Source organism: Acidovorax sp. sif1233 (genome assembly GCF_019218755.1).
Classification (GTDB): domain Bacteria; phylum Pseudomonadota; class Gammaproteobacteria; order Burkholderiales; family Burkholderiaceae_C; genus Acidovorax.
Window position 1 is genome coordinate 527,716 of record NZ_JAHUWZ010000003.1, and the last position, 16,189, is coordinate 543,904.

12 protein-coding genes are annotated in these 16,189 nt (G+C 69.2%); 6 read left to right on the forward strand and 6 right to left on the reverse strand.

Going from position 1 to position 16,189, the window contains the following annotated elements; genetic code table 11:
- The first annotated feature begins 154 nt into the window (after positions 1 to 154).
- The 4 genes from KW843_RS14100 (at position 155) to KW843_RS14115 (ending at position 6,787) form a co-directional block, all read left to right on the forward strand.
- Positions 155 to 1,213, forward strand: a complete 1,059-nt coding sequence (locus tag KW843_RS14100; protein WP_218295748.1) for a bifunctional riboflavin kinase/FAD synthetase — start codon at positions 155 to 157, stop codon at positions 1,211 to 1,213.
- Between the two features lie 109 nt (positions 1,214 to 1,322).
- Positions 1,323 to 4,196, forward strand: coding sequence for an isoleucine--tRNA ligase (gene ileS / locus KW843_RS14105; protein WP_218295749.1), 2,874 nt, complete (start codon positions 1,323 to 1,325; stop codon positions 4,194 to 4,196).
- Positions 4,196 to 4,723 (forward strand): signal peptidase II, encoded by a 528-nt coding sequence (lspA, locus tag KW843_RS14110; RefSeq protein WP_218295834.1) that lies wholly within the window; start codon positions 4,196 to 4,198, stop codon positions 4,721 to 4,723. Before ileS ends, lspA begins: the two co-directional genes overlap by 1 nt.
- A gap of 408 nt (positions 4,724 to 5,131) precedes the next feature.
- Entirely contained in the window at positions 5,132 to 6,787 is a 1,656-nt protein-coding gene (locus tag KW843_RS14115) for a Na/Pi cotransporter family protein (RefSeq protein ID WP_218295750.1), read from the forward strand.
- A gap of 69 nt (positions 6,788 to 6,856) precedes the next feature.
- Here KW843_RS14115 and KW843_RS14120 read toward each other — a convergent pair whose 3' ends face one another.
- Positions 6,857 to 7,690, reverse strand: a complete 834-nt coding sequence (locus KW843_RS14120) for an NUDIX domain-containing protein (RefSeq protein ID WP_218295751.1) — start codon at positions 7,688 to 7,690, stop codon at positions 6,857 to 6,859.
- Positions 7,687 to 8,670: a quinone oxidoreductase gene (locus KW843_RS14125; RefSeq protein ID WP_218295752.1), complete on the reverse strand. Its 984-nt coding sequence runs from the start codon at positions 8,668 to 8,670 to the stop codon at positions 7,687 to 7,689. The genes KW843_RS14120 and KW843_RS14125 overlap by 4 nt, the downstream gene beginning before the upstream one ends.
- Before the next feature lie 214 nt (positions 8,671 to 8,884).
- Between KW843_RS14125 and KW843_RS14130 the strand changes: the two genes are divergently transcribed.
- Positions 8,885 to 9,784 carry a DMT family transporter gene (locus tag KW843_RS14130; RefSeq protein ID WP_218295753.1) on the forward strand — a complete coding sequence of 300 codons (900 nt, stop codon included), beginning with the start codon at positions 8,885 to 8,887 and terminating at the stop codon, positions 9,782 to 9,784.
- A gap of 16 nt (positions 9,785 to 9,800) precedes the next feature.
- Here KW843_RS14130 and KW843_RS14135 read toward each other — a convergent pair whose 3' ends face one another.
- The 4 genes from KW843_RS14135 to KW843_RS14150 form a co-directional block, all read right to left on the reverse strand.
- Entirely contained in the window at positions 9,801 to 10,394 is a 594-nt protein-coding gene (locus KW843_RS14135) for a hypothetical protein (RefSeq protein ID WP_255594737.1), read from the reverse strand.
- 70 nt (positions 10,395 to 10,464) lie between these two features.
- Positions 10,465 to 13,167, reverse strand: coding sequence for an EAL domain-containing protein (locus KW843_RS14140; RefSeq protein WP_218295754.1), 2,703 nt, complete (start codon positions 13,165 to 13,167; stop codon positions 10,465 to 10,467).
- The gene (locus tag KW843_RS14145; protein WP_370628498.1) at positions 13,164 to 14,279 is read right to left on the reverse strand and encodes a TRAP transporter substrate-binding protein; all 1,116 of its coding nucleotides are present in this window, start codon (positions 14,277 to 14,279) and stop codon (positions 13,164 to 13,166) included. The genes KW843_RS14140 and KW843_RS14145 overlap by 4 nt, the downstream gene beginning before the upstream one ends.
- 397 nt (positions 14,280 to 14,676) lie before the next feature.
- Positions 14,677 to 15,507 (reverse strand): SDR family oxidoreductase, encoded by an 831-nt coding sequence (locus KW843_RS14150; RefSeq protein WP_218295755.1) that lies wholly within the window; start codon positions 15,505 to 15,507, stop codon positions 14,677 to 14,679.
- 68 nt (positions 15,508 to 15,575) lie between these two features.
- Between KW843_RS14150 and KW843_RS14155 the strand changes: the two genes are divergently transcribed.
- Positions 15,576 to 16,187 carry an SH3 domain-containing protein gene (locus tag KW843_RS14155; RefSeq protein WP_218295756.1) on the forward strand — a complete coding sequence of 204 codons (612 nt, stop codon included), beginning with the start codon at positions 15,576 to 15,578 and terminating at the stop codon, positions 16,185 to 16,187.
- Positions 16,188 to 16,189: the final 2 nt, after the last annotated feature.

The following is a 16,189-nucleotide window of genomic DNA, read 5'->3' on the forward strand; positions in this document are numbered from 1 at the left end:
AACGGTAAGTACACAAGGATTCGGAACGCTGATGTCTCGCGGGCAGCCCCGTACCGGGCCGTCCGTGGGTCACAATATACTCCGTTTTCATGACAAATTGGCGTCTTGCGCTTGATGCACCTGCGCATGCTGCTATCAAAAAGATAACAAACCGATGAAGATCTTTCGCGGATTCCACCATCCTGGCATCGCCCGCTCGTGCGCGCTGACCATCGGCAATTTCGATGGCGTGCACCGGGGCCACCAGGCCATGCTCGCCCTGCTCAACAGCGAGGCCGCCCACCGGCAAGTGGACAGCTGCGTGCTGACCTTCGAGCCCCATCCGCGCGACTATTTCGCCGGGGCGCTGCACAAGCCCGAGCTGGCGCCCGCGCGCGTCGGCACGCTGCGCGACAAGCTCACGGAGCTGGCGCGCTGCGGCGTGCAGCAGACGGTGGTGCTGCCCTTCGACGCGGCGCTGGCCGCGCAGTCGCCCGAGGCCTTCATCGACGAGGTGCTGGTGCAGGGGCTGGGCGCCCGCTACGTGCTGGTGGGCGATGACTTCCGGTTCGGGCGCCAGCGCGCGGGCGACTACGCCATGCTGGACGCGGCCGGCCAGGCCCGGGGCTTTGACGTGGCGCGCATGAACAGCTACGAGGTGCACGGTTTGCGCGTCTCCAGCTCCGCCGTGCGGCAAGCGCTGGCCCAGGGTGACATGGACGCGGCCGCGCGCCTGCTGGGACGGCCCTACACCATCTCGGGCCATGTGGTGCATGGCCGCAAGCTCGGGCGCGAGCTGGGCGCCACGGCCGAGGGCGCGGGCGACGGCTTTCGCACGCTGAACCTGCGCTTTGCCCACTGGAAGCCCGCCGCCAGCGGCATCTTCGCCGTGCTGGTGCACGGCCTGGGGCGCGAGGGCGATGCTCTGCTGCAGGGCGTGGCCAACCTGGGCGTGCGCCCGTCGCTCGACCCCGACGACGTCAACGGCGGGCGGGTGCTGCTGGAGACACATTGCCTGCAATGGCCCGCCGAGCTGGGGGCCGAAGGGGCGTACGGTAAAATCGTGCGCGTGGAACTGCTGCACAAACTGCACGACGAGCTCAAGTACGACGGTCTGGCTGCCCTGACGGCGGGCATCGCCAAGGACTGTGCGGATGCGCGCGCCTACTTCGCGTCGGCCCAGGCACCCAATCACACCGAGACCCGGCGCCAGACCACGCGCGACCGAATTTGAGGGGGCTGCCTGCGCAGCGCCTGCCCGGCAGGCCCGACACCTCTTCACGCCTCCTCTTTTCCCGTTTTCTCCGGGCCTGCCCCGGAATGCCCCGTTTTAAGGCTCCCTCATGTCCGACAACGCCAGTACCACCGAATCCACCGCCACGGACTACCGCAGCACCCTGAACCTGCCCGACACCCCCTTCCCCATGCGCGGCGACCTGCCCAAGCGCGAGCCGGGCTGGGTGAAGGAATGGGAAGACAAGGGCCTGTACAAGCGCCTGCGCGACGCACGCTGCGGCGCGCCCAAGTTCATCCTGCACGACGGCCCGCCCTACGCCAACGGCCAGATCCACATGGGCCACGCGGTCAACAAGATTCTCAAGGACATGATCACCAAGGCGCGCCAGCTCGAGGGCTTCGACGCGCTGTACGTGCCCGGCTGGGACTGCCACGGCCTGCCGATCGAGAACGCCATCGAGAAGAAACACGGCCGCAACCTGAGCCGCGACGACATGCAGGCCAAGAGCCGTGCGTTTGCCACCGAGCAGATCGCGCAGCAGATGGTGGACTTCAAGCGCCTGGGCGTGCTGGGCGAATGGGACAACCCCTACAAGACCATGAACCCCGCCAACGAGGCGGGCGAAATCCGCGCGTTCAAGCGTGTGATGGAGCGTGGTTTTGTCTACCGCGGCTTGAAGCCTGTGTACTGGTGTTTTGACTGCGGCTCTTCGCTGGCCGAGTTCGAGATCGAATACCAGGACAAGAAGAGCACCACGCTGGACGTGGCGTTCAAGGCGCACGAGCCTGCCAAGCTGGCGGCCGCGTTCGGCCTGCCCGCGTTGACCAAAGACGCATTCGTCGTCATCTGGACCACCACCGCCTGGACCATCCCCGCCAACCAGGCGCTCAACCTGAACCCAGAGATCGGCTACGCCCTGGTGGACACCGGCGAGCGCGTCCTGCTGGTGGCCGAGCCGCTGGTGGCCTCGTGCCTGGAGCGCTATGGCCTCACGGGCAGCGTGCTGGCCACCACCCTGGGCAAGAACCTGGGTGGGCTGGAGTTCGAGCACCCGCTGTACGATGTGAAAAGCGAGGACGGCAGCCAAGGCTACCAGCGCCTGTCCCCCGTGTACCTGGCCGACTACGCCACGGCCGACGATGGCACCGGTATCGTGCACTCCTCGCCCGCCTACGGGCTGGAGGATTTCAACTCCTGCGTGTCCCACGGCCTGGCGCTGGACGACATCCTGAACCCCGTGCAGGGCAACGGTACCTATGCGCCGGACTTCCCGCTGTTCGGCGGCCAGCACATCTGGAAGGCCGTGCCCGTCATCATCGAAGCACTGCGCGATGCCGGCCGCCTGATGGCCACCAAGGAGATCACGCACAGCTACCCCCACTGCTGGCGCCACAAGACGCCGGTGATCTACCGCGCGGCCGCGCAATGGTTCATCCGCATGGACGAAGGCGAAGGCGTCTTCACCCAGCCCGGCATGAAGCCCGCCAAGACGCTGCGCCAGATCGCGCTGGACGCCATCGAGCACACCAGCTTCTACCCCGAGAACGGCAAGACCCGCCTGCACGACATGATCGCCGGGCGGCCCGACTGGTGCATCTCGCGCCAGCGCAGCTGGGGGGTGCCCATCCCGTTCTTCCTGCACAAGGATTCGGGCGAACTGCACCCGCGCACCATGGAAATCATGGACCAGGCGGCCGACATCGTGGAAAAGGGCGGCATCGAGGCCTGGAGCCGCGTGACGCCCGAGGAAATCCTGGGCGCCGAGGACGCGGCCTGCTACACCAAGAGCACCGACATCCTGGAGGTGTGGTTCGACTCGGGCTCCACGTTCAGCCATGTGCTGCGCGGCACGCACCCCGACGTGCACCACGACACGGGCCCCGAGGCCGACCTGTACCTGGAAGGCCACGACCAGCACCGCGGCTGGTTCCACAGCTCCCTGCTCTTGGCATCGGCGCTGGAAGGCCGCGCGCCCTACCGGGGCCTGCTGACCCACGGCTTCACCGTGGACAGCCAGGGCCGCAAGATGAGCAAGTCGCTGGGCAACGGCATCGATCCGCAGGAGATCAACAAGAAGCTGGGCGCCGAGATCATCCGCCTGTGGGTGGCCGCCAGCGACTACTCCGGCGACATCGCGGGGGACGAAAAGATCCTGGCCCGTGTGGTGGATGCCTACCGCCGCATCCGCAACACGCTGCGCTTCCTGCTGGCCAACGTGAGCGACTTCGACCCGGCCAAGGACGCCGTGCCGTTCGACCAGATGCTGGAGATCGACCGTTACGCCCTCACCCGCGCATCCGAGTTCCAGGCCGAGGTGCTGGCGCACTACAAGGTGTATGAGTTCCACCCCGTGGTCGCCAAGCTGCAGCTGTACTGCTCGGAAGACCTGGGCGGGTTCTACCTGGACGTGCTCAAGGACCGCCTGTACACCACCGCGCCCAAGAGCCTGGCGCGCCGCAGCGCGCAGACCGCGCTCTACCAGATCACGCATGCCATGCTGCGCTGGATGGCGCCGTTCCTGTCCTTCACGGCCGAAGAGGCCTGGAAGTTGTTCGGCCAGTCCGACTCCATCTTCGTGGAAACCTATGGCTCCATCGCCGGGGCCGACGAGGGCCTGCTGGCCAAGTGGGGGCGCCTGCGCGAGATCCGCGATGCGGTGAACAAGGAGATCGAGGCGCTGCGCGCCGCCGGCCAGGTGGGCTCTTCGCTGCAGGCCGTGGTCACCCTCACGGCCGCGCCCGAAGACCATGCGCTGCTGGCCAGCCTGGGCGACGACCTGAAGTTCATCTTCATCACCTCTGCTATTGAATTGGTAGCTGGTAGCGCACTGCAGATCAGCGTCAAGCCCAGTTCCGATGCCAAATGCGAGCGCTGCTGGCACTACCGCCCCGACGTGGGGCAGGATGCCGCGCACCCCACCATCTGCGGCCGCTGCACCAGCAACCTCTACGGGGACGGCGAAAGCCGGGCGCACGCGTGATGGCGCGCGGCGCGGCACTGGCGGGGCGCTCCGGCGCGGGCATGTGGCCCTGGCTGGCCTGGGCCGTGGTGCTTCTGGTGGCCGACCAGATCACCAAGACCTGGATCATCCAGAACTACCAGCTGGGCGATGCCACGTTCATCACCAGCTTCTTCAACATCGTGCGGGCGCACAACACCGGCGCGGCGTTCTCCTTCCTGCGCGATGCGGGCGGATGGCAGCGCTGGCTGTTCACCGGCATCGGCGTGGCGGCCACGATCTTCATCGTGTGGCAACTGCGCGCGCACCCGGGCCAGAAGCTGTTCAGCTTCGCGCTGTCCAGCATCCTGGGGGGCGCGGTGGGCAACGTGGTGGACCGGCTGATGCACGGCTACGTCGTGGACTTCCTGGATTTCCACTGGAATTTCCTCGCCGGGATCTTCCACGGCGGCCATTTCCCGGCCTTCAACCTGGCGGACACGGCCATCAGCGTGGGGGCCGCCTGCCTGATCCTGGACGAGCTGCTCAGAGCGCGGCGCGCGCGCTGAAGCAACACCCCCGCTCCCTGCATCCCAGGCCCGCCGCGCGCGGGCCTTTTGCCAGGCGAAAGGCGGGGAGCGGATTCACCGGCAGGGGCCTGCCCCACCTGTGTAGTGCCCGTGCGGCAGGCGCCACACGCCGTGCCCCGCCCGGCAAAACCCGGACTGCTATCCATGCTATGGAATCGGGAGTATGCTTATATGTCAGTTTTGTGACAAATGACGGAGGGGTGCCTTGCCCGCGCCCGCCCCGCCCCGGAAGCCGCGCCGCCCGGCACCGCAGACCCGTCTGCCCTGGCCTCCGGGCACAAAAGTGAACACGCCACCCTGGCCAGGGGCGCATGATGTGCCCTGCGTCCGCCGTGGGCCAGGCGCCGCGTTTGCGCACGTCACAAGAAGAAGAAACAACGGTTTTCCATGAAGCATCTCTTGAATCTCCTGGCAGCGGTGTCGCTGCTGATCTGGGGCACCCACCTGGTGCGCACCGGCATCCTGCGCGTATTCGGCGCCAACCTGCGCCAGCTGATCGCGCACAGCGTCAGCAACCGGTTCACGGCCGTGCTGTCGGGCATCGGGGTGACCGCCGTGGTGCAGTCGAGCACCGCCACGGCGCTGATCGTGTCGTCCTTCGTGGGCCAGGGCCTGGTGGGCCTGCCCGCCGCGCTGGCCGTGATGCTGGGCGCCGACGTGGGCACCAGCGTGATGGCCGTGGTGTTCTCCATGGACCTGTCCTGGCTCTCGCCGCTGTTCATCTTCGCGGGGGTGGTGCTGTTCATCTCGCGCAAGGACACGGCGGCCGGCCGCGTGGGCCGGGTGCTGATCGGCCTGGGCCTGATGCTGCTGGCGCTGCGCCTGATCACCGAGTCCACCACCGTGCTGACCCAGTCGCCCACCGTGCGCACGCTGCTCTCCGCGCTCACCAGCGACCTGCTGCTCGAGATTTTCACGGGCTCGGTGCTCGCCATCGTGGCCTATTCCAGCCTGGCCACGGTGCTGCTCACCGCGGCCCTGGCGGGCTCGGGCGGCATCCCGCCCGACGTGGCGCTGGGCCTGGTGCTGGGCGCCAACCTGGGCAGCGGCGTGCTGGCGGTGCTGACCACGCTCAAGGCCGACGTGCAGACGCGGCAGGTGCCGCTGGGCAACCTGATCTTCAAGATCATCGGCGTGGTCATCATGACGCCGCTCACGGGGCTGTGGCTGCAGCACGTGCGGCCCTACGTGCCGGAAATCGCGACGCTGGTGGTGCTGTTCCATCTGGCGTTCAACATGGTGGTGGGCATCATCTGCATCGGCCTGACCGGCACGGTGGCCCGCGCGGTGCAGCGCCTGCTGCCGCAGGAGAAGACCCAGGCCGCGGCGGGCACGCGCCCCCAGCACCTGGACCCTTCCGCCCTGGCCACGCCCTCGCTGGCCATCTCCTGCGCCGCGCGCGAGGCCCTGCACCAGGCCGACGTGGTCGAGTCCATGCTGCTGGGCCTGCACAAGGTGATCCGCACGGACGACCTCAAGCTCGCACAGGATCTGCGCAAGCTCGACGACGAGGTGGACGGCCTGTACTCGGCCATCAAGTACTACATGACCAAGATCTCGCGCGAGGCGCTGGATGAGCGCGAAGGCCGCCGCTGGGCCGACATCATCAGCTTCACGATCAACATGGAACAGATCGGCGACATCATCGAGCGCGTGCTGATCGACATCGAGGACAAGAAGATCAAGAAGGGCCGCCAGTTCTCCGAGGCCGGCATGGAAGAGATCAACGAGCTGCACGCGCGCCTGATCGACAACCTGCGCCTGGCGATGAGCGTGTTCCTCAACGGCAGCGTGCGCGATGCGCAGAAGCTGCTGGAGGAGAAGGCCCGCTTCCGCGACCTGGAGCACGCGTATTCGGCCACCCACCTGGCGCGCCTGTCCGACAACACGGTGCAAAGCATCGAGACCAGCTCGCTGCACATCGACCTGATCAGCGAGCTCAAGCGCATCAACTCGCTGCTGTGCTCGGTGGCCTACCCGATCCTGGAGTCGGCGGGCGCGCTGGCGCCCAGCCGCCTGAGGGCCATGGTGGACCAGGCCTGAGGCGGCGGCTTGCGCCCACGGCGGCCCGCCGCCCTTGCGCAGGGGGCAGCGGCCGCAAGGGCCGCCGCGTCAGGCGCCCAGGAAGCCCGCGATCACCAGTCCGGCTTCCAGGGTGAACGCCCCTTGCGCCACCTGTTCGCGCAGGCTGTCGAGGGAAAGCAGATCGAACCGCTCGACCTCCCCGTCCTGGTTGCAGGGCTCCAGGCCGTCGGGCACCTGGGCGCGGAACCAGTCGATGCGCTCCACCATGAAGCCCACGCCCCCGCCCTCGCGGCTGGGCCGGCTGAACAGCACATGGCCGCCGTGCGCCACGCCCGCCAGGGCTTCGATGCGCAGCCCGGCCTCCTCCCAGGTCTCGCGCGCCAGCGCCTGCGGCAGGGTGTCGGCGGCCGCCACCATGCCGCCCATCAGCGTATCCCACAGGCCCGGGTTGTTGGGCTTGGTCAGCGCCCGCTTTTGCACCCACATGCGGCCGTCCGGGGCCAGCCCCACCAGGTGCACGGCCCGCGTGGCGATGCCCAGCACGCGCACGGCGCCGCGCTCCACGGTGGCCACCACGTCGCCCTGCGGATTGCACACGGCCAGTTGCTCATTGCGCCAGGGGCCGCACCGGCCGGCGCCCCGCAGCACCGCCGCCAGGGCGTTGAGCGCCTCGGTGGCCCCTCCCGGGGGCGATTGCAGGTGCCAGGCGGGTGCCCCCTGATGCTCTGTTTTTGATAGCTCGAAGCGCTTGTCGATGGCGCGCGAGGCACCAATCTGCTCCAAGAACCCTTCGGCCACCGAGCCCACCACCTGCCCGGCCGCCAGCAAGGCTTGGCGGGACTGGGCGGCGGGCTGCCGCGCGGCCTGCCGGGCGCCCGCCAGCCAGTGCCCGAACGGCGTGCTGCCGTGCGCCGCGCTCACAGCGTGAGGATGGTGGAGCCGGTGGTCTTGCGCGCCTCGAGGTCGCGGTGCGCCTGCTGCACCTGCGCGAGCGGGTAGCGCTGGTCGATGTGAATCACGACCTGCCCGCTGGCCACCACGCTGAACAGGTCGTCCGCCATGGCCTGCGTGCTCTCGCGCGTGGCGATGTGGGTGAACAGTGTCTGGCGCGTGACGTACAGCGAGCCCTTGGCGCCCAGCGCGCCCGGAGCGAACGGCGGCACGGGGCCCGATGCATTCCCAAAGCTGGCCATGAGCCCAAAGGGGCGCAGGCAGTCGAGGGACTTGTCCCACGTGTCCTTGCCCACCGAGTCGTACACCACCTTCACGCCCTGGCCGGCGGTGATCTCTTTCACGCGGGCCGCGAAGTCCTCGGTGTTGTAGTTGATCGCATGGGCCGCGCCATTGGCCAGCGCGAGCTGGCACTTGGCGTCCGAGCCCGCCGTGGCGATGAGGGAGAGCCCGAGCGCCCTGGCCCACTGCGTGGCGATCAGCCCCACCCCGCCGGCGGCGGCGTGGAACAGCACGTGGTCGCCGGCCTGCAGGCCTTGCACGGGCAGCGTCTTCTTGAGCAGGTACTGCGCGGTCAGGCCCTTGAGCATCATGGCCGCGCCGGTTTCGAAGCTGATCGCGTCGGGCAGCCGGCACACGCACCTGGCGGGCATCACGCGCTGCTCGCAGTAGCTGCCGGGCGGCTGGCTCGCGTAGGCCGCGCGGTCGCCCACCTTCAGGTGCGTGACACCTTCGCCCACGGCCTCGACCACACCGGCGGCCTCCATGCCGATGCCCGCGGGCATGCCGAGCGGGTACAGGCCCGTGCGGTGGTACACGTCGATGAAATTCAGGCCGATGGCGTGGTGGCGGATGCGGATCTCGCCGGGGCCGGGCTCGCCCACGGCGACGTCAACGATGTGGAGTTCTTCGGGACCACCGTGCTGGCGGATCTGGACGGCAAGGCTCATGGCTAACGCTCCTGTAACGGTGAGACAAACGGCGGCCATCCTGCCACGAATCCCGCGAACCTGCCGCAGGCCGGGCTACTTGCCGGCGGGCACCGCCACGCCGCGAGGAGACGGCCCTGGGCGATGGCGGGTGGGCGTGTGGACGGCCGCGCCGCCCTGGGGCCTTGTGGCCGCGCGCAGCGGGGCGGCACGCGCGCCGTTACAGTCCAGCCCCATGACACAAAAACTCACGCCCGGCACGGCGGCGTTGCTGGTGGTACCGCCGATGCTCTGGGCCGGCAATGCCGTGGTGGGGCGGCTGGTGCACGACCTGATCCCGCCCCTCACCCTCAATTTCATCCGCTGGGTGCTGGCCTTCGGCATCCTGCTGCCCCTCGCGCACGGTGTGCTGCGCAAGGACAGCCCGCTGTGGCCGCACTGGCGCCGCTACGCGCTGCTGGGGCTGCTGGGCATCGGGCTGTACAACGCGTTCCAGTACATGGCCCTGCAGACCTCCACGCCCATCAACGTGACCCTGGTGGGCTCCAGCATGCCGGTGTGGATGCTGGGCGTGGGCGCGCTGTTCTTCGGCGCGGGCGTCACGCGGCGGCAGCTGCTGGGGGCGCTGCTGTCGATCTGCGGCGTGCTGCTCGTGCTCAGCCGTGGCGAATGGGCGCAGCTGATGGCCTTCCGGCTCGTGCCGGGCGACCTGTTCATGCTCCTTGCCACGATTTCATGGGCGTTCTACAGCTGGCTGCTGTCGCGCACCACCGAGCCCACCCGCATCCGCGGCGACTGGGCAGCGTTCCTGATGGCGCAGATGGTGTTCGGGCTCGCATGGTCGGGCAGTTTCGCCGGGGCGGAATGGGCCTCGGGCCGCTCGCACGTCGCATGGGGCTGGCCGCTGGCGGCCGCGCTGGCATTCATCGCGGTGGGGCCCGCGGTGCTGGCCTACCGCTTCTGGGGCGTGGGCGTGCAGCGCGCGGGGCCCGCCGTGGCGGGCTTCTTCGTGAACCTGACGCCCCTGTTCGCCGGCATCCTGTCGGCCGCGTTCCTGGGGGAGACGCCCCAGCTCTTTCATGGCATCGCGTTCGCGCTGATCGTGGGCGGGATCGTGGTGTCCTCTCGCCGATAGCGCCGCTGCGGCGGCTCTACTCCTGCACCCGCAAGGTGCCGGCAGAGGACCCAAAACCCGGTTCTTGCGCCGGGAAGTCCGCCACGGTGGCGTTGTAGTTCACGCCCACCATGTGGCCGTTCAGGTCCGTGAGGTACATGAGGTTGCGGACGTCGGTATCGGCGGCCGGCGCGGTGCTGTCCATGCGCACCCAGGCACGCCCGCCAAGGGTGACCAGCGAGGCGTCGCGCATCACCAGGCCCGGGGTGAGCCTGGGCAAGGTTGTTTCCATGGCGGACATGAACGCGGGCAAGGCATCGGGCGTGAGCGGTTTTTGCGCCATGCGCGACCAGGTCACGGCCACGGTGCTGCTGCGCCGGGCGTTGCCCCAGGCGGCCAGCGGCCTGCGCCCGTGCCGGCCGAACTTGGTCTGCAGCTCCTCGTCGGTGAGCGCGGTGTAGCCCGCCGGCGCCTGCAGCCGCAGCGTCCCGCTGGGGGTCTGGAGGGCGACGGGCTCGGCGGCGGCCAGGGTGCAGGCAGCGGCTGCGGCACATGCCAGGGTGGCCCATGCAGCCAGGCGCCCGCGCGCCGTGGCGCTGGCGGCGGGGCGGGTGTGCGGAGAAGGGTGCATATCGGACCTCGCCATCAGCAAAATGGAAAGAGCGAACGGAAGGAACACCATGCGGCCGGCGACTGGCGGCTCAGTCCGCCGCGCCGCCGGCGGCCGGGGGCGTGGTGGCGGCCTGGGTGGCCTCGGCGGCGTTCTGCAGCAGGACTTCCAGGTCGGCCACGGGCCCGGGCATCCCGAGCAGGTAGCCCTGGAAGAGCTGGCAGCCATAGTCCGCCAGCAAGGTCTTCTGCGCCGGGGTTTCCACGCCTTCGGCGATCACGTCGAGCTCCAGGTTGCGGGCCATGCCGATGATGGTCTGCACGATCACGTCGTCGGTGTGCCGCACGCCCAGGTTGTGCACGAAGGACTGGTCGATCTTGAGTTGGTCCAGAGGCAGGCGCGTGAGGTAGGCGAGCGACGAGTAGCCCGTGCCGAAATCGTCCACGGAGAAGCGCACGCCCTTGGTCTTGAGCAGGCCCATCTTGGCGACGGTGTCGTCCACGTTGTCCAGCACCAGCGACTCGGTGAGTTCCAGCTTGAGCAGGTGGGGCCGCGCGCCGGTTTCCCGCAGCACCTCGACGACGCGGGCCACGAAATCGCGCTGGCGGAACTGGCGGGCGCTCACGTTGACCGACAGCTGCACATGCCGGTAGCGGGCATCGTTCTGCCACGCCGCCAGCTGCTCGCAGGCGGTGCGCAGCACCCAGTGGCCCATCGGCACGATGAGTTCGCTTTCTTCCGCCACGCCAATGAAATCACCCGGGGCGATCAGCCCGCGGTCGGGATGGATCCAGCGGATGAGCGCCTCGGCGCCCACGATGCGGCCGTCCAGGTGGAACTGGGGCTGGTAGTGCAGCACGAACTGCCGCGCCGTCAGCGCCGCCTGCAGGTCCCCTTCCAGCTGGGCGCGCACGCTGATGGCGATCTGCATCTGCGGATCGAAGAAGCACAGCGCGTTGCGCCCCTGCGACTTGACCTGGTACATGGCGATGTCGGCCTGCTTGAGCAGATCGACCGAGGGCTGCAGCGCTCCTCCCATCAGCGTGGCGCCGATGCTGGGCGTGCTGTGGTGGGTGTGCCCCCCCAGCGAATACGGCGCGTTGAGCGTGCGCAGGATTTTTTCACCCACGCGCCGGGCATGGGCAGCCGCCTCCTCGCTGTGCTGCGACAGCTCGTGCAGCATGACGACGAACTCGTCCCCGCCCAAGCGCGCCACGGTGTCCTCCCGCCGCACACAGGTCTTCAGCCGCTCGGCGACCTGGCGCAGCAGCAGGTCGCCCACTTCGTGGCCCAGGGTGTCGTTCAGAGTCTTGAAGTGGTCGAGGTCCAGGAAGAGCAGCGCGCCGTACTGCCCGCTGCGCAGGCTGGCCGCGATGACCTGCTGCATGCGGTCCATGAGCAGCCGGCGGTTGGGCAGGTTGGTGAGCGGGTCGTAGAAGGCCAGGCTTTCGATCTCGGCGCTGGCCCGGCGCAGGGCGGTCACATCGTGGTACGTGATGACCAGCCCCCCTTCGGGCGTGGGCCGTTCGGTGATCTGGATCGTGCGGCCATTGGGCAGCACCTGTTCATGGGGCTCCTGGTGCTGCTTTTGCTTGAGCAGGCGCAGCTCCACCCAGCGCATGCGCTCGTCCTCGCTGGCGCGCGGCAGGTGGTGGCGGGAGGTTTCCTCCATCACGCGCCGGAACGGCACCGTCGGCGCGATCACGCTGCGCAGCCACGGAAATATCTCCTCGAACCGGCTGTTCCACTGCACCACGCGGTACTCGCCGTCGAGCAGCAGGAAGCCGCTCACCATCGACTCCAGCGCCTGGTCCAGCGTGGCCTTGGACTGCGCGATCGCGATGCGGGCCTGGGAGATGCGGTCCAGGTAGCGCAGCGCCAGATTGCCGGCCGCTGCGATCATGGCCACGAACAGCAGCCCCGTGAGCGCGATGGCGTTGCGCTGCTCGCGCCAGCCCGCCAGCGCATCGCGCAGCGGGATGCTCGCGGAAATGCGCAGGTCCTGGTACAGGATGGGCCGGTAGACCACCAGCGCGGGCTCCCCACTGAGGCGGGCCGGCGCTTTCCATTCCTGGCCCTTTTCCGCGAGTTCGTGGAGCGGCGGACTGAGCGTGGGCGTGATGGATTCCTCCCGGTTGGGCACGCTCAGCAGCAGCAGCCCTCCCGCGCGCTCCAGCGTGACCTGCAGGCCGCTGATGTCCACCCCCTGCACCAGCACCGAACTGAGCGCGCCGACGGGCACCTCCGCCACCGCGACCACGCGGGCGCTGTCGGCCATGCGCAGGTGGCGAGCGAAGTACAGCACGCGCTCGGACGTGGCGAAGCTCACCACCGGCGGGCTGATCATGAGGGTGGAGACGGGCTGCTCCAGCACCGTCGCCAGGAAACCGGGCGGCAACTGCACGGGCAGCGCGCTGCCGGCGGCGTCGGAGGACGCCATCGACTTGCCGTTGGCGTCCAGCAGGGCCACGTAGCGCACCATCAGGTTCTGCCGCGCCGAGCTGCGCAGCCGCTGGCTGGCCAGCTCGGGATCGATCCAGTCGCGCATGGCGCCGGACAGCCCGAGCAGTTCATCCATGCTGGCCAGCAGCACATCCACCGCCAGCAGGGACCGGTTGAGCGCCGCCTCGGCGCCCGCCACGAAGCGCGTGGCCTGGGCTTCGTTGTCGTCCAGCGCCACCTTGCGGGCGTTCCATGCCAGCGCGGCCGACACCAGCACCACCGCCGCCATGAACACCGCCGCCCCGGCCCATACGAAGGCCTTGATCCGCAGCGGGGTGTTGGACTCACTCATTTCGCGGGGGCCGCCGCCAGGCCGCGGACGGGGCCGATCGTCTGGTTCCACACCTGGGCGCAGCGCACCCCGCAGCGCTGCACCCAGCGCGGCAGCACGGTGGAGGCGAGGATCTCGTGCCGGTTGCGCTCGTCCTGCGACGACACCGGCACCACCACCATGCTGCCCTTGCGGCCCCCCACGCAGGCAGGGGCCCCACGGTTGCAGGCCATGCCATCGGAGGTCTCGCGCTCGGACTCTTCCCAGATGGCGGCCTCCAGCCTGGGCAGCTCGCGCCGCAGCAGCGCACGCAGGTCGGGCGGCAGCGCCTCCCAGGCGGCCTGGTTGGCGCCGAAGATGGCCAGCCCCCAGGTCACGGGCAGCGCATGCATGTGCGAGGTGATCGCGGGCAGGCCCAGGGTGTTGCCCGACATGGTGCCGGTGATCGCGCATTCCGTGTTGCCCGCGGTGAGGCTGGGCACGATCTGCGCGAAACCGGTGAGCACCGGCACGCCGCCCAGCGCCCCGACGAAATCGGCCTGCGTGGAGGAGGACACCCGGGTGCGGCGCCCCGCCAGGTCGGCCAGCGCGCGCAGCGGCTTCTTGCAGAACACCACCTGGGCGGGGTACACGTACACCGCCAGGGCCTCCACGCCATGCTGGTCGCGTAAGACCTTCTCCAGGTAGGGCCGGAATGCCGCCAGCGTGGACTTGAGCGTGGCGATGTCGGGATTGAGGCCGGCCAGGTCGGGCGCGGTGTACTCGGGGTACTGGGCCGTGAATGAGCTCATGAGCGTCGTGCCGAAAGGCACCACGCCCAGCTGCAGCAGGCGCAGCATCTCGGCGCCGGGCACGCCGGCCCGGTCAAAGGGCACGATCTCGGCGTCGAACCGTCCGCCGCTCATGCGCAGCAGCTCCTTCGTCCAGAACGGCTCCTCCTGGCGGGTGTACTGGTTGATGCCCGCCAGGCCGCCCACGATGCGCAACTTGTAGGGCGCTGCGGCGGCCGTCGCCGGGGGCGCGGCCGTCTGGCCCATGGCCTGGGGCAGGCCGCCCAGCGCCGCGCATGCCGCGCACAGCAGCACCGCGGCGCGGCGGCGAAGGCGAAACCTCAGAGCGGGCATGGGCTGCATGGGGGGTTCTGGTACTGCAGCCCGCACGCGGAGCGAGGCCATGAACGGAGCGCCTTCGCGCCCTGGGCGCGGCGAAACCCACAGCGGTATCGGCGGATACCGCATGGATTCGCAACGCTGCCCGGGAGGGGAGTGCGCAGTGTCATGTTCCGGTGCTTTCGGGTTGGAGGACTGGGGGCCCCATTCTTCACCAAGTTTTTCCACCCGGAGGAAAAGCTGTCGGCAAAATGCCACGAGGTACCGCCGCAGAACCTGCCGCGCGCACAAGAACCCACCGCCCGCGGGTGGCCGGAAAGCACCCCGCGCCGCCCCCTCCAGCACGCAGCCCGGGCGCGCCAGCAGCGTTTTCGACGCGCAGGCTCAGGCAGGCGCCTGCGCCGCCGCCCGGATCAGAAGGTCAGAAAGTGCCCTGGTAGGCGCCGCCGTCCGCCAGCACGTTCTGCCCCGTCATGTAGCCCGCCTGCTGGCTGCACAAGAACGCGCAGATGGCTCCGAACTCCTGGGCCGTGCCGTAGCGCCCGACCGGAATCTGCGCCTGCTGGGCGCTGCGCACGTCGTCCACGCTCTTGCCGGCCTTGCTGGCGGCCGCGTTCACGGTGGCGGCGAGCCGGTCGGTGTCGAACTTGCCGGGCAGCAGGTTGTTGATGGTCACGCCGCGCGCGGCGATCTTGCTGCGCGAGACGCCGGCCACGAAGCCGGTGAGCCCGCTGCGCGCGCCGTTGGACAGGCCCAGGATGTCGATGGGCGCCTTCACGGCGCTGGAAGTGATGTTGACGACGCGGCCAAAGCCCCGTGCGGCCATGCCGTCCACCGTGGCCTTGATCAGTTCGATGGGGGTGAGCATGTTGGCGTCCACGGCCTTGATCCATGCGTCCCGGTCCCAGTCGCGGAAGTCGCCCGTGGGGGGGCCGCCGGCATTGGTCACCACGATGTCGAAGTCACGCCCTGGCCCGCCGGCCACGGAGAACACGGCCTCCCTTCCGGGGGCGGTGGTGATGTCGGCGGCCACGGCCAGCACCCGTGGCTTTGGCTGATTCTGCCCGCCAGCGCTAGAATTTTGTGCGGCTTCAGCTATCAATTGAGTAGCAGCCTGATCGAGGGCGTCCGCATTGCGGGCGTTGATGACCACATTGACGCCCTCGCGCACCAGGGCCAGCGCACAGCCGTAGCCCAGGCCCTTGCTCGCGCCGCACACCAGCGCCCATTTGCCTGCGATACCCAAATCCATAACAATCTCCGGTTCTGACGGCTGCACCCTGCGGCCTTTGAAAACCATCATACGTGGAGAGTTGCAAGATGAACTGGCTGCACCGCGGAGCCCTTGCCGCCTGGCTGGCATTGGCCGCATTGGCGCCCCTGGGCGCGCAAGCGCAGGAGTCCGCCGTGGTCAAGCGCGCCACGCAACTGCGCGACACCCCCGCCGACACTGGCGCGAGCGTGGCGCCCCTGGAGGCCAACACCGTGGTCACCCGCAGCAACGAGCGCAAGGGCCCCTGGACCCGGGTGAGCACGCCGCAGGGCGCGACGGGCTGGGTGCACATGTTCGACCTGGGTCCGCAGTCGGGCTCGGCCGCGCCTTCCAGCAACGCGGCCACGAGCGGCCTGCGGGGCCTGGGCGGTCTGTTCGGCGGCAACAGCGGCCCCACGACCACGGCCACATCCACCGTGGGCATCCGCGGCCTGGGCGCCGAAGACATCGCCAACGCGCAGCCCAACCCGGCCGCCGTCGGCCAGGCGGAGGGCCTGCGGGTGAATGCGGACCAGGCACGCCAGTTCGCGACCACCGCCTCCCTGCAGCCACGCGCCGTGCCGCCACTGGCGGCGCCCCAGCGTCCGTCATCCAGCGGCAGCCCGGGAGCCACGGGCTCCTCGGCCAATCCTTCCGACCCCAACTTCAGCCCCAACTGAGG